This is a genomic window from Methylophaga sp. OBS1, from assembly GCF_026319365.1.
In genome coordinates this window covers 996,642-1,018,060 of sequence record NZ_JAPDMS010000001.1, presented here as the reverse complement: position 1 = coordinate 1,018,060, position 21,419 = coordinate 996,642, and the positions used below count along the sequence as shown (strand labels likewise).

The following is a 21,419-nucleotide window of genomic DNA, read 5'->3' as shown; positions in this document are numbered from 1 at the left end:
CACTTTGATCTTCGAAATGGAAATGCACTGATGTTCATTAACGAGGCTATGGAGGCAGCGATGATTCAAGTTGGCGTAGGTTTACGATCAGCACACTACGAGGCAGCGATGACTCCTGCCCCCATAGACTTCGTTGAAGTGCATGCAGAAAACTTTTTCGCTGAGGGAGGTGTGACGCATGACTTGTTAATGTCGGTAGCAGAGCAATACAAGATCAGTTTGCACGGTACTTCATTGGGACTCGGCTCTTTGCAACCGCCCCCACTTTCTCACTTAAAGAAAATGAAGCGTCTGATAGACAGGTGCTCTCCTTTTCTCATTTCAGATCATGCTTGTTTCAGTTGGTCTGACGATGGCAACTCGGCAGTTCATGCCGGTGATTTGCTGCCAATCCGCTTTGATAATGAAACATTACAGGCAATGACCAATAACATTCAGCGAGTGCAGGATTTATTCGGCCGTCAGATTCTGATCGAAAATATCTCCTCATATATAGCCTTTGAGGGTTCGGTCATACCGGAAACCGAATTTTTCAACAGGCTCTGTGATGTTACCGGCTGTGGTTTGTTGCTGGATCTTCACAATCTTTACGTCAATGCCCATAACGCGGGTGCCAAGCAGCCTCTGGATAATGTTTTGGCCACGCTTACCGCGCTGGACCCACACATTGTTAAAGAAATTCACTTGGCCGGTATTCATGATATGGCTCAGGAAACCTGGATCGATGACCATAGCGGCCCGGTTAGTTCGGATACCTGGATTACTTATGCGGATGCGATCAGACGATTTGGCGCTGTACCGACATTAATCGAATGGGACACGCGCTTACCTGCATGGTCAACGCTCATCTCTGAGGCGAGTACAGCCGCTTCTTTTGCCATGAGAGCACTCGAAAATGCGTAATTATCAGGCAAGTCTTTTCGAGGCGATATGGAACGGAAAAGACGACTCATTCAGTCATGCTGGTCTTGCTGTATACAGACAAAACCTGTTGATGAACGCAGAGCGGGCCCTATCAATAAGTTATCCAACGGTAGTGGAGCTAGTTGGTGAGGAATTCTTTTCCATGCTGGCAAGAACCTTTGTTGGCCAGGAGAAACTGGTAGAGGGTGATTGGGGGATGTGGGGTAATACATTCCCAGACTGGTTAGGGCAACTTGAGAATCTTTCCCCTTTTCCATTCATTGCCGACAGCGCCAGACTGGACTTGTTATGCCACCTGGCAGAGAGAGAGCAAAGTCACATAACTCCGGCTGGATGCCCTCAAGCTGATGCCGATTTGAGTCAGCTACATATTCATTACTGTGCCGGCAGCCAACTGCTGGATTCCATTTATCCCATCGTCGACATCTGGATGGCGCATCAAACAAAAAACCCTGATGAGCGACAACAATGTTTAAGCAGTGCGAAGCACAAGCTCTCACAGGGGCGCGGGCAAAAAGCTGTGATATGGCGGCCTGCCTGGAAGGCATTGGTTCGTGAGGTAGAGCCAAGCGAATCAGATTGGTTAGACCTGACCATGGGTGGGGTTTCAATTTCAGATGCACTGGACCAGCTGAGTCAGCGATTTGTATTGGCTGACTGGCTTATTCAATCGACCGGTGAAGGTCTTGTCACTGGTTTTTATTAGGAGATAACACAATGACTTATTTCAACTATCGTATTCCCTACTCTGATTATGTCATGCTGGCTCGTTCCATACTTGAGTCAGTCACATTGCTGGGTGTTAGGGTTTATTTGTTTACCACATTTTTTTTCGCGGGTTTTAACAAACTCAAAAACTGGGAATCCACCCTATTCTTATTTGAGTATGAGTATGCCGTTCCGCTCTTGAGGCATGATTTTGCAGCTTACCTTGGAACAGCCAGTGAAATCATTCTGCCTGCGATGTTATTACTCGGACTTCTCACTCCCTTTGCAGCTCTGGGCTTGTTTATTTTCAATATTGTGGCGGTTCTGAGCCTGGCTGATATGGCCCCGGCTGCCTTTTTGTTGCATGTCATTTGGGGCGGGATGATTTTCAGTTTGATTGTGTGGGGAGCAGGAAAGGCTTCACTTGATAACGTGCTTTTCAGTGCCAAAGGCTCAACCTGAATCAACTTCAGATTTTAATTCAGCTTCAGGGTAGCAATGCTGCACATTGCTACCCTTTTTTTATCTATTACTAACGATTAATTCTTCCTTACCTACTTTCCGTAGCCGCAGGCAAACAGGTATGGATGAATGGACACATCCTCTTTACTTTTGGACATCCGGCAGGAAGTGAATCCACTTAACATGGCATCACTGCATTGGGCAGTGCAACCTATTGAGGATTTATTATGCACAACTATCAAAAATTGAACTCAGTCATTTTCGCTTTAACGATCAGCGCTTCAGGCTTATCTGTTGCTGAAACGTTTCCACCGGAACATCTCAATGTAAATCTGGACTTGCAAGCGAAACAACAAGTGGTGGCGCATGAGGTGTTGAGCAAGCACAATAATCAGCGTGTGCTCTCATCTCCACAGCATATCTATCAGTATATCGACGCGGCAAAAGCCCCACGCCCTGTTGAACTTGATGAAGAGAAAGCTGCTAAACAAGCGGTGATGGCGAACTCTTCATTACATTTATTTAATTATTACAATTAGTAAGCCGGATGCCCGTTGACTCAGTGCAACGGGCATCACCCATCAATTCAAGGAAGGCTGGGCCCTGAGGTGTTCTACCATCCAATCGATTAATGTTCTTGTTCTGGCCGAAGAGTAACGTCCCTCTCTGTGGACAACATGAACAGGAACAGGGCGAGGCTCGAACTCACTCAAAATAATTTTCAAAGCGCCACTGGCCAGACTTTCAGCTACCTGATAAGACAGTAATCGCGTTATTCCCATGTGAGAGATAACTGCTTTCTCAGCTGAAAAATTATCACTGACAGTCAGAAATGGATTGACTCTGACACTGGTATTTTTCCCACCTTTAGAAAACCTCAACTCATTCGTCGGGCTTAAGCCTCTTGCCAGAATAATTCTGTGATCACTCAGGTCTTCAGGTTTTTGGGGGTATCCATATTCATTTAAGTATTGCGTTGAAGCGCAGAACACACGCCTGACTGCCCCAACCTTGATGGCCTTATATGTTGAATCCTGTAATTCACCGATTCTGACAGCAACATCAATCCCCTCTTCCAGCATGTTGACAACGCGATCGACGAAAAGCGCATCAAGTTGCATTTCCGGGTATTGCTTCAGGTAGCTGACGATACCGTCCATTACATACAAGCGACCGAACAAAACGGAAGCTGTGATTCTTACTAGCCCCCTGGGGACAGCATTTTTCCCTCTTACGGCATCATCAGCTTCCTCAGAGAGCGTGACGATATGTTTGGCATCCTTGTAATAACGCTGACCAGCTTCGGTGATTTGTAGGTGTCTGGTGGTGCGTTGCAAAAGCTTGACCCCCAGCCGTGTTTCCAGTTCTGTAATAGCCCGACTTACTGCGGGGGGACTCAGCCTCAGCTTTCGAGCAGCACTGGCAAACCCCTCGTTATCAACGACGGCGACAAAAACGGTCATTAAATGTAATCGGTCCATTGATTATTCCATTATATGAAATAGTGAATTAGTCATTTGCTCTATTATTTTATTATTGATAATACCCAATAATGTTCTCACTGGATACTTAAGTGCCAGTTTCAATTAATAGGAGAACGAGACATGAGTAGAATCACAACCGTCACAGACGATATTGCTAACAGTGAACAGGCTGAACTGTTTGCTGCCATTAAATCCAACTTGGGCATTGTGCCAAATTTCCTTCGCGTCTTTGCTAATTCACCAGACGCACTGAAAGCCTTTCTGGGTTTTCATCATATTGCAGGTAATGGCTCACTGGATGCAGCAACACGTGAGCGTATTGCTCTGACATTAGCTCAGAGAAACGAATGCGAATACTGCCTATCCGCACACACTGCGATTGGTCGCAAGACCGGTTTGAATACTGCTGAGATAAACAGCAACCGTAATGGTGATAGTCAGGACGCGAAAGCAGCGGTCGCTGTTAAGTTTTCACGTTCACTCGTTGAGCATCTCGGTGATGTTACGACTGCAGAGGTTGAGGAACTGCGACATGCCGGTTTCACCGATGCCGATATTGTAGAAATCATCACCCACACGGGTATCAATTTGCTGACCAATATTTTAAGCAAGGCCAGTCGTATTGATATTGACTTTCCCAGAGTCGATTTGAATCAGGCTGCATAAATCAGCTCAATGCCCGGCCCTCGGCCGGGCATTCATCTTGAGGAAATGTTTATGGCCAGCGCATTTGCAAAAATCGGCTTCACACCGAATGTAAAACAAATACAGAAGGAAATGGGAAGTAGAAAGAACTACCAGTCACTTGAGCAGGGAGAAACAGTTTCCTCTGTTATTGATGATAAGACCAAACAGTTTATTGAACAGCGGGATAGTTTTTACATGGCTACCATGAATGAAGACGGTTGGCCCTACATACAGCACCGTGGCGGACCTAAGGGCTTTCTCAAAGTGCTGGGGAAGAACATGCTCGGTTTTGCCGATTTCAGGGGCAACCGTCAATATCTGACGGTTGGCAATTTGCTGGGTAATGACCGGGTTTGCCTGTTTCTGATGAGTTATGGCGAGCGCAGAAGGCTGAAAATTTGGGGACGGGTGAAAGTCATCAAAGAAAATGATGACCCCGCACAAGTTGCACGCCTTGAGGTAGCCGACTTTCGTGCACCCGTTGAACGGGGAATGATTATTACTATAGAAGCGATGGACTGGAACTGCTCTAAATACATCTCGCCTCGCTATACTCAAGAGGAATTAGATACGCAGCTTATTGAGTAGCCGCTTTTTTAGACGGTCGCAGATCACAATACTGTGACTCATTAGTCATCTGAAAATACCGAAAAATTAATCACCAGAGATGAATCCACATGATCTTATACAACATCGCTTTATCCGGTAACTGCCATAAGATTCGACTGATGCTGAGTTTTCTGGGTATTGAGTACAAGACACATGATCTGGATCTCACTGCCTCTGAGCAATCCAGCGACGCCTATTTAGTACTTAACCCGTTTGGACAAGCCCCCGTGCTGGATGACAACGGCACGGTAATTAGAGACAGTCAGGCGATATTGGTTTACCTGGCCAAAAAATACGGTGATAAACAATGGTGGCCTGAGTCATCGGATGAGTTGGCTGAAATCATCTCGTGGTTATCGACGGCCGCTAATGAGATTCAAAACGGCCCTGCTCGGCTTCGAGTACATTATAAATTCAGACGCCCGATTGATTTTAAACTAGCCTCTGATACGAGTAATAAAGTGTTGAGAATCATAGAAAGCCACCTTGCAAAGAAGCCTTGGCTGGTGGGTGAACAGCCTAGCATCGCAGACATAGCCCTGTATCCCTATCTCGCTCTGGCTCATGAAGGTCATATTGATATGACGCCGTATGGGCATATTCAGAGCTGGAAGAAAAGGTTTGAAGCTTTACCCGGTTATCTGGCAATGCCGGGCATTTTGAATGACGATATTTTGGAGTAACGAATGACAACTGAAATTAAACCCCCACTCCCCCCCTTTGATAAAGAATCCGCAATCAAAAAGGTGAGAATGGCAGAAGATGCCTGGAATAGTCGAGATCCTGAGCGTGTGTCTCAAGTCTATACTGAGGATACCATTTGGCGTAACAGGTCAGAATTCCCCCGTGGCCGTAAAGAGGTAAAAGCCTTTTTAGAACGCAAGTGGAGAAAAGAGCTGGATTATCGGCTCATCAAAGAGCTTTGGGCTTTTGACAACAACCGGATAGCAGTTCGGTTTGCTTATGAGTGGCATGACGATAGTGGTTACTGGTTCCGGTCTTATGGCAATGAAAACTGGGAGTTCAATCCTGATGGCCTGATGCAGAGACGTTTCGCTTGCATAAATGACTTACCTATCAAAGCGTCTGAGCGTTTGTTCCATTGGCCACTTGGGAAAAGACCAGATGATCACCCCACTCTGAGTGATTTAAACCTTTAAGTCACCAGGTACGCTCCGGAGAGGGACCTCCGGAGCACAAAAGATAATTCAGGGAAGTTCTGCTTCACATCTTTTTATGAAACCCGACCAGGTATCATTTGGCTCCCAGTCAGGGTAAATGTATCTTGCTGAATCGGCTTTGGATTGCCTTTTTACGAGGCGACTGTATAGGTAGAGAAATGCAGACGCTCGGTAATTCAAGGCACAATGAACCCAGACTTTGTTTGCAGAAAAAGCATCCATTGCCCTGGAGAATGCGTGGAAGTGAGATGATTCTGGGGAGTCGAATGGTACAGGGATATGGATATAGGCCATACCCGTTGAGGTGACCAAATAACCCTCATTTGTGAGCGCGCTCTTTGAGTCAGGCATAGAGAGGTTTATCACCACTTGGTAGCCTTGTTCTGCTATAAGCTCGAAATCCTCTGGGGCTGGCTGACCTGAGCTTGATAATTGGGGGGATATTTCTAAATAGTTTTTGACTGTCATGTCATGCACACCAAAGCTGTATAGCGACAATTAATGCTTCGCCTATCTTCATGAACTTACGTCTCAGTAAGATATTTCATCCTAACTCTAAATATACAATGAATAGGTTTTGATTGGGAATGATGGTGGAAGCCTCACCAATACAGCAATTGTCGGCTAACTTACTATCCAATAGAGATAGTTGAAAAGGAGTCAGAGAGAGTCTAGCTCGTATCAGTCTATTGACCAATCTTGCATTGGTCGCATTCGCCCGCAACTCGATATTGTGTCAACTGGCACTGAAGTAAACCTAAATCCTCATTGCTGAGTCCGTTTTCAAAGGCAGACTTCTTAGTCCTTTATCGCAATTGGTTAGGATTTTGTGACAAAGAATGTCATTTGTTTGATAAACGCTGCTCTAGTTAATTTTGAGCAATGGATTACATTGACCGTTTGTGCTAGCCCCCACTATCCTATTGTTCCTTTATCCACCTCACAGGTATTGAATCATTAATGGAAAAGCTGTTTGAAAAACTGATGTATTCGTCCCGCTGGATTATGGCGCCTATCTATCTGGGGCTCAGTCTGGTGCTGGCACTGTTGGGCATCAAGTTCTTCCAGGAGATTTTTCATATTTTCCCCATGATTCTGGAAATGAAAGAGGTAGACCTCATTCTGGTTGCCCTCTCGTTGATTGACATTACCCTGGTGGGCGGTTTGATAGTAATGGTGATGTTCTCAGGCTATGAAAACTTTGTCTCTCGGCTGGATGTGGATGAAGGCGAAGACAAGCTGGGGTGGCTTGGGAAGCTGGATGCAGGCTCTCTGAAGAACAAGGTGGCGGCGTCAATTGTGGCAATCTCATCGATTCATCTTCTCAAGGTGTTCATGAACGCAGAACATATCTCTAATGACAAAATAAAGTGGTATTTGCTGATTCACATCACTTTTGTCGTGTCTGCTTTCGCCATGGGCTACCTGGATAAAATCACCCGTAGCAAGTAATTCAGATGACTGTAAATGGTAACCGGTGTGTGGGAGCCTGCTTTATTCTAAGCTAAGCCTTCGATTAAATTACTTCACAATGTCAGCATATGCTGATAATTTGAAGTGACTGTCTGGCTATACAGGGGGTGCCTTATGAACAAGTCTAAAATCAGACTGTTGTTTTATATGCCCGTTTTATTGACTCATGCCATGATCCTGTCGGGCTGTGACCAACCAACAGAGAACGATTCCTCATCTCAAATCAACAATGAAGTCACTGATGTTTCCCCTGCCGAGCCAATGGCAGAGCAGCAACCCAGTCAGGAATCGAGCAGCTCCCCAGAAGTCAACCCGCCTGAACAGCATGCTGAGCCCCCTGCTCCATCATCAGTAACACAAGCAGAATCAAGCGCTTCGTCGGAGGAGAAACAGTCATCTGACGACTTATATCAGGTTGTTGATGGTAACAAGCTGGATGAGTTCAGTTATGAAGGTTTTAAGCTTTACCGTAACTGGTGTGCGCGTTGCCACGGCACCTATGGGCAAGGCATGGTGGGCCCCAACCTTGCGGACAGTCTTAATGTCATCAGTAAAGCGGAGTTTGTCGACGTCGTTACGCATGGCAAGACTGGACAAATCGGCAGTATGCCCGCCTGGGAGTCAAATGCGACGGTGATGAGCGGTATGGAGAATCTCTATGCCTACCTCAAGGCGCGTGCCGATGGCGCTATAGGCGAAGTTAAACCAGCTAAACAACAGTAATATTACCAACCCGCTCATCAGCGGCACTATCCTGGCAACGCAAGTTAACCAGCCCGCCATCTCAAAAATCGATAGGACACAATACCCAGCAGATGTTGTGTTTTTGAGGTAATGGTTTGATCTTCCAATCAGCACGACCGATATCTATGATGTCAGTATGATAAACACTACGTCACAGTCACAGCCCGGCTGGGTTTTTTATATCTCACTTTCCTTATTATCCGGTTTCATTGCTCTGGCAACGCTATATCCGGATTTATTCTCAGAATCCGCTGAGCGAGCATTATCTTTTACAACGAGCCACTTCGGTTGGTTGTATTTATTTGTCACTACCGGCTTTCTGGTTTTTTGTATCAGCATCGCGTTATCTAATTACGGTCAAATTAGACTAGGTGCCGATGGTGAGGCGCCAGAGTTTTCATACTTGTCATGGCTGGGCATGATTTTCTCAGCAGGTATGGGGGTAGGCCTCGTCTTCTGGGGCGTGGCTGAACCCATGACGCATTATGCATCGCCACCTTTTGGTAGTGCTCCAGCCAACTCGCCAGAGTCAGCCGGGCTTGCCATGCGTTACTCCCTGTTTCATTGGGGGTTTCATCAATGGGCTAATTTCGGGATCGTCGGCCTCGCCATTGCCTATGTTCGTTTCAGACAACAACGACCTGGCCTTATCAGTGAAGCGTTCCGTTCCACTCTGGGGGACCGCGTAGATGGCGGTATGGGGCATGCCATCAATGTGTTGGCAGTGGTGTCAACGGTTTTTGGTGTCGCTACGACACTGGGGCTGGGTATGCTTCAGATCAACAGCGGCGCATCATCTGTTTTCAATATTGAGTTTGGCCTCTCCTCCCAATTGGCGATCCTGGCTGGCGTGGGGGTTGTCTTTCTTCTCTGCTCACTGGCACCGTTGGAGAGCGGAATACGTTATATCAGTGATCTGAATATGTGGCTGGCGGGCTTACTGCTTATTTTCGTTTTTTTTGCCGGCCCCACTGATTTCATTACCGCCTCGATGACCAACGCGATTGGGGACTACTTCGGTAATTTGATTGGTATGAGCCTGGTAATGACACCCTACACCGGAGAAGACTGGGTTGAGCGGTGGACGATATTCTACTGGGCATGGGGACTATCCTGGGCCCCCTTTGTGGGCAGCTTTATCGCCCGAATTTCACGTGGACGCACAATAAGAGAGTTTATTTTCGGGGTAATTGGTATGCCGGTGTTACTCAGCGCTATCTGGTTTGCAACATTCGGCGGCAGTGCCTTGTATTACGAAGTGTTTGCCAATGCTCAAATTGCCCAGGCCGTATCACAGGAGATCAGCGCTGGCTTGTTTGCATTGCTTGCGCTGTTACCCGGCGCAGAAATGACGGCCGTTTTAATGCTGGTTTTAATTGTTTTATTCGTTATCACTTCAGCCAATTCAGCGACGTTTGTGCTGGGCATGTTTGCTGGTAAAGGCGCATTGATACCCAAACCCTGGCTGAGATTTGTCTTTGGCCTGATTCAGATTCTGGTCGCGGGTGTTTTATTACTGAGTGGCGGTCTGTCATCGTTACAGACCGTTTCTATCGTTGCCGCTTTCCCGTTCATGATATTGATGGTTTTTATGGCCAGTGCCTTACTCAAATCGCTGAGAGATGAGCAAAGACAGATCGAGCTGCATGAAGCATTGATGAGAGAGAGATTGCAGCGTCTTCTTGATGAGCATGAAGTTGAACAAACGAAATCTGAAGATAATCAAAATCAATAGCGTCGTTTAATCAGCAGCTATCAATCCGCTTGACTGACACTGTGTCTGAAGCGCAATAATGAAATGGTAAAAAAGACCAGGCCGATTGCGAGCAAAGACACTATCTGTGGGACGATGACATCAATATCAGCACCGCGGTAAAGAATGGCCTGTGTGCCGGAAACATAGTGCGTTGAGGGCATAAACTCCATCAACACTCTGGCAACCACTGGCATGCTCTCTCGAGGTGTCACCCCGCCAGACAGCATGAGCATCGGCATCATGACCAGCATCATCAGCAGTCCGAACTGTGGCATGCTTCGGGCGATGGTGGCCATGAAAATACCCATGGAAGTCGTGGAAAACAGATACAGGCCGGTCAACAAAACAAAGAACCAGATTGAGCCCTGGATCGGAATACCCAGCCAGCCTTTGATGACAAAAGTCACCGAGAGCGTGGAGGCAACCAGAACAATAATGCCGGTGGCCCAGACTTTTGCCAGCATAATTTCAGCCGGTGTCATCGGCATGACCAGCAGGTGCTCAATGGTGCCATGCTCACGTTCACGGATGAGGGCTGCCCCAGCGAGAATGATGGAGAGCATCGTGACCATTTCAATCAATTCAATGATCGAGCCGAACCATTTCTGTGACATGTTGGGGTTGAAGCGGATCCGGTAAGTCAATTCAACCTGTTGTGTCGCTGTCTCACGATAGCCTTGAATAAACTCATTAATTTCCTCCATGACTATCTGCTGGGCATACCCTGCTCCACTGAAAGCTTGAGACATGCGGGTGGCATCAACATTAAGCTGGATTGCAGGGGACTTTCCAGCCAATACATCCCGCTGAAAATTCGGCGGGATATCGAGCGAGAAGGTGAAATAACCCGCATCAAGACCCGTATCTACTTCCTTCAGGTCAACAAGGTAAGGTGGTTGAAACTCAGGAGGCTGAAAAGCAGAAATAATTCGCGTAGATAAAGGCGAACGATCTTCATCCACAATCGCAATAGGCACCTTGTTCAGGGTATCCGGCATGGATGTGGCTGCGATATAAATCAGTAATGAAAAACCATAAGCAATGAGAACCAGCATGACCGGGTCGCGAAGAATGCTCCAGAGTTCTTTCCCGCCCAGACGGTAGACATGACTGATCCTGACCATGGCTATGTCTCTTGTTTCCCTAATAGCGCAATGGCTAACAGCATGACCAGCAACGCTCCCATGGAGATGGAGAAAATAGCGGGCAGTAACTCGGGTAATGTCAGGGCTTTGCTGAATACACCGCGACTGATGGTGATGAAGTGCGTCGTCGGATTGAGTTCGCCGATGATTCTACCGACGCCTTCCAGCGAAGAGACGGGATGAATCATCCCGGAAAACTCTATTGTGGGTATCAGTGAGCCCATGGCAGTAAAGAATATGGCAGCGATTTGACTTCGAGTGAACGTTGACGACAGCAAACCAAATGCTGTGGCAAAACTGACAAAAAATATCGAGGCAATAAGCAGCGCCGGAAAGCTGCCTTTGATCGGTACTTCAAACACCCAGATGGCAAAAGCAACCATAAGAAGGAAATTGATCATGGCCAGAACAATATAGGGTAGCTGTTTGCCCAGCATAAACTCAGTTCGGGTCACGGGGGTGACGTATAGATTGATAATGGAGCCCAGTTCTTTTTCACGGACGACCGCCAGCGCGCTCAATATGGCCGGAATCAATAACAACATCATGGGCATCACCGCAGGCACCATGGCAGGCAGACTTTTGACATCCGGGTTGTAACGAAAGCGGGTTTCAATACTCGCCGCAGGTGCACTACTATCTCCCAACGCTGAACTGACCCAGCTTTGATGCATACCTTTTACATAACCCAGCACGGTTTCAGCACGTTGGGGCATAGCGCCATCTATCCAGGCGCTGATTTCTAATGTGTTGTCTCTGGCGAGATTTCGTGAAAAATTGGGAGGAATTTCAATAGCCAGTGCCAGTTCTCCGCTGCGCATTCTTCTATCCAAATCGGCATAATCCTGAATAGGTGCCTTCTCAATAAAATAGCGTGAGCCCGACATGTTGAGGGTATAGTTCTGACTCAGGACAGTCTGATCACGATCCAGAACTGCATAGCTCAGGTCGTTTACATCCATCGAAATGCCATACCCCATGATGACCATCAGTAGCAGGCTACCCATCAGGGCCATCGTCAGACGAACACCATCCTGTTTCAGTTCAAGCATTTCCCGCATGCTGTAGCTGAGTGCCCGTTGCCAGCTAAACAGTTTGTTGTGACTTGAATTGTTTAAGCTTTCCCGGTCATCAATCTCCGTCTCAGGCGTTGTCGATTGTGTTGTGCTGGTGGATTCGAACGATGCTTCGTGTTGTTTCAAATAAGCGATAAAGGCTGTTTCCAGCGTTGATGCCTGTTGTTTGTTAATGATTGCTTCCGGTGAGTCCGTATCAAGCACCTGTCCAGCATGCATCAGTGAAATGCGATCACAGCGCATAGCCTCATTCATAAAATGGGTGGAGATAAAGATAGTGACCTTTTCATCCCGGGATAACTCAACCAGTAAGGACCAGAAAGCATCCCGGGCAACCGGATCCACACCGGAAGTCGGTTCATCCAGAATCAATATTTCAGGTTTATGTACAACAGCGACAGCCAGTGACAAGCGCTGTCGCATTCCCAGCGGTAATTTGTCCGGCAGCCTTGTTGCGACTTGATCAAGCTCGAATCGGGCCAATAACTCATCGACTCTGCCCTGAATTTCTGCTGAAGGTACGTTAAACAGTTGTGCATGCAGTACCAGGTTTTGCTTGACGCTGAGTTCGTTATAGAGAGAAAAGGCCTGTGTCATGTAACCAACACGACGTCGTGTTTCAACATCGCGGGATTTAACTTTATGACCGAACAGCCTGGCCTGACCTTCGGTAGGGGCTAAAAGGCCTGTCAGCATTTTCATCGTGGTGGTTTTACCGCAACCATTGGAACCGATAAAACCGAAAATTTCCCCGCGTCTGATTTCAAAGTTCACCTGATCCACTGCAACAAAGTCACCAAATCGCATGGTGAGATCACTGGCTTCGATGGCGATCTCATCCTGGTTGCTGAATTCAGGAATGACGATAGACGAATGATGCCGTTTTTTCTGCTCGGGAAGTAAGGCAATAAAAGCGGCTTCAACGCTCTGAGTATCCGTCGTTTGCATCAGCGCTGCAGGTGTCCCTGTGGCCAGAATTTCGCCTTCATCCATGGCAACAAGCAGCTCAAACCGTTCCGCCTCCTCCATATAGGCTGTGGCGACCAGTACGCTCATGCCCGGGCGCTGTGCTCTTATTTGTTCAATCAGTTGCCAGAATTGATTTCTGGATAAGGGGTCCACCCCCGTTGTCGGCTCATCCAGAATGAGCAGGTCAGGGTCGTGTATCAGGGCGCAGCACAGAGCCAGTTTTTGTTTCATGCCGCCTGATAATTTGCCGGCAGGACGATCAAGAAAGGGATAGAGTCCCGTCGCCGTTGTCAGATGTTCTATACGACGACGGCGTTCCGCTGGGTCATGACCGAATAAACGGCTGATAAACTGTAAGTTATCTTCCACTGACAGGGAAAGGCTCAAGTTCTTACCCAGACCCTGTGGCATATAGGCAATCGTGGGACAGATTTGTCTGCGGTGATGTCTGGAAGACATATCACCATTGAGCACCCTCAGTGAGCCTGCCTGAAGTTTTCTTGCTCCTGCAATCAATGACAGTAAACTCGATTTTCCTACTCCATCCGGACCGATAAAGCCGACGGTTGCACCGGCCGGGATGCTGAGGTTAATCTGCTTCAGAGCTTGTTTGGAGCGATAGTTCAGACTGACATCGTTCAGTTCAATAACGGGCTGTTTATCAACTGCCTGCACTATTCGGATACCCTAACCTGTAGCGATTCAGGCCAGTCCTGATTGTCATCCAGTTTCAGCCAGGCTACGCCTGGTAACCCTGTTTTTACCTGGCGAATATGTTTGTTCAGCAAATCCGGTGAAATACGGACTTTCACACGAAACATCAGCTTTTGACGCTCCTCGGCTGTTTCGACTGTTTTCGGGGTGAACTGCGCCACACTGGAGATATAGCTGACTTTGGCAGGAATGACATACTCAGGAAAGGTATCCAGAATAATACGGGCATCACTCCCCAGCGCAACACGGCCAACTACGGTTTCAGGCAAGAAAAAGGTCATGTAGACATCAGTCAGGTCGACCATGTTGAGCACTTTGCCACCACTGGGCAATACTTCCCCCGGCTCGGCGACCCGGAACTGGACTCGTCCAGCTCTGGGCGTTTTGAGTTGGCTGTCAGCAATATCAACATTGATCCGCTCTATGGTGGCTTCAACAGCAGCGACAGTAGACTTGGCACCGTCGACTTGTGATTTTGCTGCAATGACAGCCGCTTCAGCGGCCTTTACCTGGGCTTTGGCTGCAGCAAGTGTTGCCTCTGCACTTCTTACTAAAGCCTTGTCGTCATCGAGTTGTTGTTTGGATGCCGATCCTTTTTGTGCCAGGGTTTCAGTACGGGCCAGTCGACGCTGTGCATTTTCCAGTTCACTGGCTCGCTGGACCACGACTGCTTCAGCGGCTGCCACGTCACTCTCCCGAACAGCCACTTGTGCCTCGGCGCTGGCAACAGCATTCCTGGCTTTCTGTAGTTGAGCCTGTGCTTCACTGAGTTGTGCATTAAGCACATCGATTTGCATACTGGCGACAATGTCGCCTGCCTCGATAAAATCCCCCTCCCTGGCGTGAATCTCTATCACCCGGCCAGCATATTTGGTGGCGATATCAATCTCAGTCGCCTCAATACGGCCATTACCACTCACCAGATAGTCAACAGGTTGACTACTTTTCTGAATAAACCAGAACCAGATAGAAAGGCTGACCAGGGCGATCAGTCCTACCAACAGCGATATTTTTTTGACTGTGTTCCTCATGTGTTTCCTTCACTGATGTGGCCATAGAACGCAGATAGTCAGCTTTCCAGTACGTGATTAACTTTTCAGGCACGTCAGACCTTGTTTCCGAATTGCTCACTTTGTTACTGAATTCATATTAAGGATCAGTTGTCCTAGCAGCAATAAGTTAAACAATAAGAGATTTCAAAATCACGGCAACTGATTCAGATCAAATTCCTGCCAAATGATGGCCTCAGGCTGGATAAAAAATGCTCGACGATGAGCAACCTGATTTGTTTTATCGATAAGCTGGTTGCAATCAAAAACGATATTTCAAATTTGATTTGTCCCGGTTCCGGGCATACCATGAACTCAATTATTTCATTCATACGTTGACGTGAAGCCGAACTTCCTGATCACAATCAGTTTACTTATCTGCATGGTTTTCTCGACCAGTGCATCAGCTTTTTTGCACCTCAATGAACACCAACTCGAACTGACGCATGCCGATTTGACGTACGCTGATCATCAAACTGATTCGGGTGTGCATGAGGAACATGATGCCAGTGCTGAGCATGCGCATCACTTCAACCTGCATATCACAGCGGATCTGATTGAACATGAAGCTATTCGTTTTATCAAATCGGCTAATCATATCAGTGGCGATGTGATGAGCCCGCTGATTACCCGCTCTTATACCCCCCCTCTTCCCCCGCCCAACGCCTGATCCTTTAGCAACTGGTCTCTTAAGACACGCTTTTGCGTGTGAATTTGCTATGGGATTTGATCATGAAATTGTTGAATTTATTATGCCGCTCCGCCATGCCGGTGCTGGCAGTCGTCACCGGGCTGCTGAGTTCAGGCTCAGCACTGGCTATTGAGCCGTCAACCGCGGTAAAACGAACGCTGCAAGCCAGTCCGCAGTTAGAGCTTTATCCTTACCATGTGCGCACTCTCGAGGGTGAAGCGCTGCAGGCGGACCTGAGACCCAATCCAACGCTGGGCGCCAGCCTGGAAAATGTGATGGGCACCGGTGATAGCCGCTTTCTTGCGGGGCATGAACTGACGCTGTCTTTAAGTCAGGTACTGGAACTGGGTGGCAAGCGTGAGCGTCGGGTCGATGTCATTGACCGCAAGTCGGCTGAGTTACAACACGACTATGAAGTCAAACGTCTCGATGTCGTGGCGGCTACCCTGCGAGATTATTATGCTGCACTGCGTTTACAGCACCTTATGGACTGGAACCGACAGCGGATTGTCAGCGAAAAGGCGGCTTTAGAAGTCATTCAAAAACGCGCCAATGCCGGTGTGGTCGGTGAAGCCGATCTGATGCGTATGCAATTGCGTTTGGCGAAATCTGAATCCAAGCAACAAACGCTTCTCGCAGAGCATGAACAGGCGCTGAGAATGCTGGCTGCCAATTGGGTACAGGCGCCGGATTTCGAGGCTGTCGCTGGCAAACTCGCCAAGCTCCCCCGTCTACCGGATGAGAATGAACTTCAAGCGGCTTTAGTTAAAACGCCGGATTATCTGCTTTTAGCGGCACAGGCCCGGATCAATCAGGCGAGACTGGCGCTGGCTGAAGCTGAGCGTACTTCAAATGTCACGGTGGGTGCCGGTATCAGACGATTTGAGGGCAATGATGATCTGGCGCTGGTATTCAATTTCTCCATGCCCTTGCAACTGAATGATCAAAATCAGGGCAGCATCGCCGCCGCACAGGCCCGGTATCAGGAAAAACTGGCGCATCAAACGTTGATGAAAAACCGGCTGGAGATTGCGCTGAGTCGCATTCTGGCGGCAATGCAAAACAATATCGAGCAGGAAAATCGCCTTAATCAGGACCTTAAGCCTGTGGCGAACTCATTACTCGACGAAGTGGAACGCGGCTACCAACTCGGTATTTACAACGTCCTGCAATGGGTCGATGCCCAGGATGAGCTCTACGCTATCGAGCGGGACATTATCGAAGCCCAGTACGCTGTTCATCTGCAGTTTCTGGAACTGGAACGGCTCAGTGGCATGAGTCTGGTTAACCACTCATCCAGCGACGCTGCTGACAAGGAATAAGCACCATGAAATTTTATTTTTTGATATTCACTTTTTTTATTCATACCACTGCTTTCGCTGCCGGCGGTCACGGCCACGGTCATGATGACAGCGGGCATGAAGCACCACCGGAAGGTCCCCATGGCGGGCGTCTGCTGGAGAGTGACAGTTTGAACCTGGAACTCAGCATTTTTGAATCCGGTATTCCACCGGAGATGCGGGTTTATGCTTATCAGCCGGACGGTACAGCGATTGATCCTGAAAAGATTAATATGACCGTGACTTTAAACCGGACCGGCGGTGATCAGGATCTGATTGATTTTATGCCTGAATCCGATTATTTGCTGGGAGACCAGGAGGTTAGAGAGCCACATTCATTTGAAGTCGAGGTCACTGCCCGTTACCAGGATGAGGAGCATCACTGGCATTTTGAAAGTTATGAGGGCCGTGCAGAAATCACAGACAGATTGCTGGCCTTATCGGGCGTTATAACAGACACCGCCAGCCCGCAGACTTTGACAGTGACCAACACCGTCTACGGCATTATCAGTAAAGCCGAAGACCGGGTGTTTCATGTCCATGCGCCCTACCCCGGTATTGTCCAGTCGGTGCTGGTCAATACCGGTGACCAGGTTAAAAAAGGTCAGCGTCTGCTGACCGTGCTCAACCAGCAGACCCTGCAGACTTATGCCGTGACCAGCCCGGCTGCGGGTGAGGTGACGCTGCGTCCTGTTAAAAAAGGCGACCATAGCGATATGGGTACGCTGGTCGAAGTCAGTGACCTTTCCAAAGTCTGGGTAGAAATGTCGATGTTTCCCCAGGATATCGAGGCTATTTCCAAAGGCATGAAGGTCAGAGTCAGTGATCTTCATGACGAGCAAATGGCAGAAACTGAACTCGATTATCTCTCACCCCAGATGACCGGGGGGCATATTGCCCGTGCCAGGGCGACACTGGCCAATCCCGATGGCAACTGGCGGCCCGGTATGCATGTGATTGCCAGCGTTGTCACTGAACAACTCGAAGTGCCGCTGGCTGTCAAACGCTCAGCGCTGCAGACCTACCGTGACATGCCGGTGGTCTTTGCCCGTTTTGGCAATATCTTTGAAGTCAGGATGGTGCAGCTTGGCCGTCAGGATGAAGCGTATGTAGAAGTCACTGGGGGGCTGAAACCCGGCACCGACTATGTCATTGAAAACAGCTATCTGCTTAAGGCCGAAGTCCTGAAAGATGGCGCCAGCCACAGCCATTAGGAGCGAACCATGATTGATTCGATTATTCGCTTCGCGATAAATCAGCGTTGGCTGGTACTGGTGTTGACCCTGCTGATCGCCGGGCTGGGTGTTTACAACACTTATCAACTGCCCATTGATGCAGTACCGGATATCACCAATAAGCAGGTGCAAATCAACACGGAGGTGCCTGGATATTCGCCACTGGAAGCGGAACAGCGTGTCACTTACCTGATTGAGACCGCTATGGCCGGTCTGCCGGATCTGCAATACACCCGCTCCCTGTCACGCTATGGTCTGTCTCAAGTGACGGTGGTGTTTGAGGATGACACCGATATTTATCTGGGAAGACAACAGATTAGTGAGCGTCTGCAATCCATACGCGGTCAATTACCCGCCGGTGCCGAGCCACAACTGGGGCCAGTCGCCAGTGGTCTCGGCGAAATTTTTACCTATGCAATCAGCGCTGAAGCAGATGCGGTTAAAGAAAACGGTGAGCCCTACAACGCCGAAGATCTGAGAACCATCCAGGACTGGATCATCAGGCCGCAACTGGTCACGGTGCCTGGCATTACCGAAATTAACAGTGTCGGTGGCTATGAGCGTGAGTACCAGGTTGCGCCGGACCCGGCAAAATTACTGGCTTACAAACTAACGCTGGCCGACGTGTCTCAGGCGCTGATGGAGAACAATCAAAATACCGGGGCCGGATATATAGAGCGTTATGGTGAGCAGTGGCTGGTTCGCTCGCCGGGACAGCTCAAAACCCTGGATGACATTCGCAAAGTGGTGATTGCCAAGCGTGATGATATGCCCATCACTGTGGGCGATGTCGCTGAAGTGATGCTGGGCAAGCAACTTCGCACTGGTGCAGCGACCCAGAATGGTCAGGAGACCGTTTTGGGTACCGCTTTTATGCTGATTGGTGAAAACAGCCGGGTTGTGGCTGAAGCCGTGTCTGAGAAATTGGCGGCGGTTAACCGCAGCTTACCTGAGGGCGTCAAAGCCGAAGCGGTCTACAACCGCACCACCCTGGTCGAAGAGACTATCGCCACCGTACAGAAAAATTTGCTAGAGGGCGCCTTACTGGTCATCGTGGTGTTGTTTGCTCTGCTCGGCAACTTCCGGGCAGCCTTTATCACTGCCATGATCATCCCTTTGAGCATGTTGTTTGCGGTAACCGGCATGGTCAATAACCGGGTTTCGGGCAATCTGATGAGCCTGGGGGCGATCGACTTTGGTCTGATTGTCGATGGCGCGGTGATCGTGGTTGAAAATGGACTTCGCAGACTGGGATTGGCGCAGGAGCGACTTGGACGCTTATTGACCCTGCAGGAGCGCTTAAAGGAAGTCACAGAAAGCACGCGTGAAGTCTTTAATCCGGCAGTTTTCGGCGTCCTGATAATCATGCTGGTTTATTTGCCCCTGTTTGCACTGGGCGGGGTTGAAGCCAAGATGTTTGAGCCCATGGCATTTACCGTCATGGCGGCCCTCACCGGGGCATTAATCTTTGCTGTGACTTTTGTACCGGCGGCACTGGCGATTTTTGTCAGGGGTAAAGTGCGACACCGGGAAAATATTTTGATGCGCGGTGCACGTTTTGCCTACCGGCCTTTTCTGTCTCTGGCTATGCGTCTGCCGCTGGTAGTGACACTGTCTGCATTGATTTTCGTCATCTGGACGGCCAGTCTGACCACGCGTATGGGCGCGGAATTTCTGCCTAAACTGGATGAAGGTGATATTGCCATGCATGCGCTGAGAATCAGCGGCACAGGCCTGGAACAATCTGTTGATATGCAGAACCAGCTGGAAAGCGTGATTCGTGAATTTGCACAGGTTGAGCGGGTGTTCTCAAAAATAGGTACCCCCGATATTGCCACTGATCCTATGCCACCCAATGTCGCGGATACCTATATCATTCTCAAGCAACGCAGTGCTTGGCCCGATCCGACTCAAACCAAGGCGGCGTTTCTGGATGAGTTACGTCAGGCAGTTGAAGCTGTACCCGGCAATAAATACGAATTCACCCAGCCGATTGAGATGCGCTTCAATGAACTGATTGCGGGTGTAAGAGCGGATGTTGCTGTCAGGGTTTATGGCGATGATCTGGATGAGCTTAATCAAATCGGCGAATCAGCCATTAATATCATCAAGCGTGTTTCGGGGGCGGCCGATGTCCGCATGGAGCCTATTACCGGTCTGCCGATGATCGCCATCGAACCTGATCGTGATCATCTCGCCCTCCTGGGCCTCACTATCAATGATATGCAGCAGACTATTCAGACTGCGATTGGTGGCCGTGAGGTTGGTTTGATTTATGAGGGCGATAAACGCTTTGATCTGATTGTCAGGCTGGCCGATGAAAAGCGTGAAAACATTGCGTACCTCTCAAAGCTTCCCGTAGCACTGCCAGATAGTGATGAGCCTGATTTGTCCTATGTGCCTCTGGGTGAAATTGCGACCATTAAGAGAGTTATTGGTCCAAATCAAATCAATCGGGAAAATGGCAAACGGCATGTGCTGGTGTCGGCTAATGTCAACCAACGTGATTTGGCCTCCTTTATCAGTGATGTTCAAACGGCGATTAATGAGCAGTTATCGATGCCGGCGGGTTACTGGGTCGACTATGGCGGCACATTTGAACAATTGCAGTCCGCCACGCAGCGGCTATCAATCGTGGTGCCGGTCACCCTGCTGTTGATTCTGGGCCTGTTGATTAGCGCCTTTCAATCACTTAGAGACGCGCTGCTGGTGTTTACCGGTATACCGTTGGCACTAACCGGTGGTGTCTTGTCTCTGCTTTTCAGAGATATGCCGCTGTCGATTTCCGCAGCAGTCGGCTTTATTGCCCTGTCAGGCATTGCCGTGCTCAATGGTATTGTCATGCTGTCATTCATCCGCCAACTGCGTGCGAAAGGGGAAAACCTCTTGATAGCGGTAAGAAGTGGAGCGATGCAGCGTTTACGACCGGTTTTAATGACCGCATTAGTGGCCAGTCTCGGCTTCTTACCCATGGCGCTCAATACCGGTACAGGGGCTGAAGTACAGCGGCCTCTGGCCACCGTGGTCGTGGGGGGCATAATCTCGTCGACCTTACTCACGCTGGTCGTGTTACCGGCGCTGTATATTCTGGCTCATCGACGTGCTGAGCGTCGGTCGGCGCAGCCATAAATTGACATCAGACCTGATACGGCATAAACGGAAAGGCGCGATC

At 48.8% G+C, this 21,419-nt stretch carries 20 protein-coding genes; 15 read left to right on the top strand and 5 right to left on the bottom strand.

Annotated elements, in window-relative coordinates; all coding sequences use genetic code 11:
• The first annotated feature begins 30 nt into the window (after window positions 1-30).
• The 4 genes from OMQ46_RS04890 (at window position 31) to OMQ46_RS04875 (ending at window position 2,633) form a co-directional block, all read left to right on the top strand.
• Window positions 31-903, top strand: a complete 873-nt coding sequence (locus OMQ46_RS04890; RefSeq protein WP_266235357.1) for a DUF692 domain-containing protein — start codon at window positions 31-33, stop codon at window positions 901-903.
• On the top strand, window positions 896-1,630 hold the full coding sequence (locus OMQ46_RS04885; protein ID WP_266235359.1) for a DNA-binding domain-containing protein: 735 nt from the start codon (window positions 896-898) through the stop codon (window positions 1,628-1,630). The genes OMQ46_RS04890 and OMQ46_RS04885 overlap by 8 nt, the downstream gene beginning before the upstream one ends.
• An 11-nt stretch (window positions 1,631-1,641) precedes the next feature.
• On the top strand, window positions 1,642-2,094 hold the full coding sequence (locus OMQ46_RS04880; protein WP_266235360.1) for a DoxX family protein: 453 nt from the start codon (window positions 1,642-1,644) through the stop codon (window positions 2,092-2,094).
• Window positions 2,095-2,321: 227 nt separating this feature from the next.
• Entirely contained in the window at window positions 2,322-2,633 is a 312-nt protein-coding gene (locus OMQ46_RS04875; protein WP_266235362.1) for a hypothetical protein, read from the top strand.
• A gap of 42 nt (window positions 2,634-2,675) precedes the next feature.
• Here OMQ46_RS04875 and OMQ46_RS04870 read toward each other — a convergent pair whose 3' ends face one another.
• Complete coding sequence (locus OMQ46_RS04870) at window positions 2,676-3,575, bottom strand: LysR family transcriptional regulator (RefSeq protein ID WP_266235363.1); 900 nt, start codon at window positions 3,573-3,575, stop codon at window positions 2,676-2,678.
• A gap of 123 nt (window positions 3,576-3,698) precedes the next feature.
• Here OMQ46_RS04870 and OMQ46_RS04865 point away from each other — a divergent pair, with 123 nt between their 5' ends.
• The 4 genes from OMQ46_RS04865 to OMQ46_RS04850 all read left to right on the top strand — a co-directional run bounded on the left by OMQ46_RS04865 (window position 3,699) and on the right by OMQ46_RS04850 (window position 6,034).
• Window positions 3,699-4,244, top strand: a complete 546-nt coding sequence (locus tag OMQ46_RS04865; RefSeq protein WP_266235365.1) for a carboxymuconolactone decarboxylase family protein — start codon at window positions 3,699-3,701, stop codon at window positions 4,242-4,244.
• A gap of 51 nt (window positions 4,245-4,295) precedes the next feature.
• Entirely contained in the window at window positions 4,296-4,853 is a 558-nt protein-coding gene (locus OMQ46_RS04860; protein ID WP_266235367.1) for a pyridoxamine 5'-phosphate oxidase family protein, read from the top strand.
• A gap of 89 nt (window positions 4,854-4,942) precedes the next feature.
• Window positions 4,943-5,557 carry a glutathione S-transferase family protein gene (locus OMQ46_RS04855; protein WP_266235369.1) on the top strand — a complete coding sequence of 205 codons (615 nt, stop codon included), beginning with the start codon at window positions 4,943-4,945 and terminating at the stop codon, window positions 5,555-5,557.
• A 3-nt stretch (window positions 5,558-5,560) separates the two neighbouring features.
• The gene (locus tag OMQ46_RS04850) at window positions 5,561-6,034 is read left to right on the top strand and encodes a nuclear transport factor 2 family protein (protein ID WP_266235879.1); all 474 of its coding nucleotides are present in this window, start codon (window positions 5,561-5,563) and stop codon (window positions 6,032-6,034) included.
• Window positions 6,035-6,082: 48 nt separating this feature from the next.
• Here OMQ46_RS04850 and OMQ46_RS04845 read toward each other — a convergent pair whose 3' ends face one another.
• Window positions 6,083-6,523: a protein tyrosine phosphatase family protein gene (locus tag OMQ46_RS04845; RefSeq protein ID WP_266235372.1), complete on the bottom strand. Its 441-nt coding sequence runs from the start codon at window positions 6,521-6,523 to the stop codon at window positions 6,083-6,085.
• A gap of 492 nt (window positions 6,524-7,015) precedes the next feature.
• Here OMQ46_RS04845 and OMQ46_RS04840 point away from each other — a divergent pair, with 492 nt between their 5' ends.
• The 3 genes from OMQ46_RS04840 (at window position 7,016) to OMQ46_RS04830 (ending at window position 10,007) form a co-directional block, all read left to right on the top strand.
• Window positions 7,016-7,507, top strand: a complete 492-nt coding sequence (locus tag OMQ46_RS04840) for a TIGR00645 family protein (protein ID WP_266235373.1) — start codon at window positions 7,016-7,018, stop codon at window positions 7,505-7,507.
• Window positions 7,508-7,642: 135 nt separating this feature from the next.
• Window positions 7,643-8,251, top strand: a complete 609-nt coding sequence (locus tag OMQ46_RS04835; protein WP_266235374.1) for a c-type cytochrome — start codon at window positions 7,643-7,645, stop codon at window positions 8,249-8,251.
• 157 nt (window positions 8,252-8,408) lie between these two features.
• On the top strand, window positions 8,409-10,007 hold the full coding sequence (locus OMQ46_RS04830) for a BCCT family transporter (protein WP_266235375.1): 1,599 nt from the start codon (window positions 8,409-8,411) through the stop codon (window positions 10,005-10,007).
• A gap of 20 nt (window positions 10,008-10,027) precedes the next feature.
• Here the strand turns inward: OMQ46_RS04830 and OMQ46_RS04825 are convergent, their stop codons facing one another.
• Genes OMQ46_RS04825 through OMQ46_RS04815 form a run of 3 tightly spaced genes read right to left on the bottom strand, consistent with a single transcriptional unit; the run spans window position 10,028 to window position 14,963 of the window.
• Window positions 10,028-11,152, bottom strand: coding sequence for an ABC transporter permease (locus OMQ46_RS04825; protein WP_266235377.1), 1,125 nt, complete (start codon window positions 11,150-11,152; stop codon window positions 10,028-10,030).
• 2 nt (window positions 11,153-11,154) lie between these two features.
• Window positions 11,155-13,893, bottom strand: a complete 2,739-nt coding sequence (gene rbbA / locus OMQ46_RS04820) for a ribosome-associated ATPase/putative transporter RbbA (RefSeq protein WP_416234828.1) — start codon at window positions 13,891-13,893, stop codon at window positions 11,155-11,157.
• Window positions 13,893-14,963 (bottom strand): HlyD family secretion protein, encoded by a 1,071-nt coding sequence (locus OMQ46_RS04815; RefSeq protein WP_266235378.1) that lies wholly within the window; start codon window positions 14,961-14,963, stop codon window positions 13,893-13,895. The genes rbbA and OMQ46_RS04815 overlap by 1 nt, the downstream gene beginning before the upstream one ends.
• 430 nt (window positions 14,964-15,393) lie before the next feature.
• Between OMQ46_RS04815 and OMQ46_RS04810 the strand changes: the two genes are divergently transcribed.
• The 4 genes from OMQ46_RS04810 (at window position 15,394) to OMQ46_RS04795 (ending at window position 21,376) form a co-directional block, all read left to right on the top strand.
• Window positions 15,394-15,651 carry a hypothetical protein gene (locus OMQ46_RS04810; RefSeq protein ID WP_266235379.1) on the top strand — a complete coding sequence of 86 codons (258 nt, stop codon included), beginning with the start codon at window positions 15,394-15,396 and terminating at the stop codon, window positions 15,649-15,651.
• A gap of 62 nt (window positions 15,652-15,713) precedes the next feature.
• Window positions 15,714-16,994 carry a TolC family protein gene (locus OMQ46_RS04805; RefSeq protein WP_266235381.1) on the top strand — a complete coding sequence of 427 codons (1,281 nt, stop codon included), beginning with the start codon at window positions 15,714-15,716 and terminating at the stop codon, window positions 16,992-16,994.
• A gap of 5 nt (window positions 16,995-16,999) precedes the next feature.
• A complete protein-coding gene (locus OMQ46_RS04800; RefSeq protein WP_266235383.1) occupies window positions 17,000-18,226 on the top strand; it encodes an efflux RND transporter periplasmic adaptor subunit in 1,227 nt (408 codons plus the stop codon).
• 9 nt (window positions 18,227-18,235) lie between these two features.
• The gene (locus OMQ46_RS04795) at window positions 18,236-21,376 is read left to right on the top strand and encodes an efflux RND transporter permease subunit (protein WP_266235384.1); all 3,141 of its coding nucleotides are present in this window, start codon (window positions 18,236-18,238) and stop codon (window positions 21,374-21,376) included.
• The last annotated feature ends 43 nt before the right edge of the window (window positions 21,377-21,419 follow it).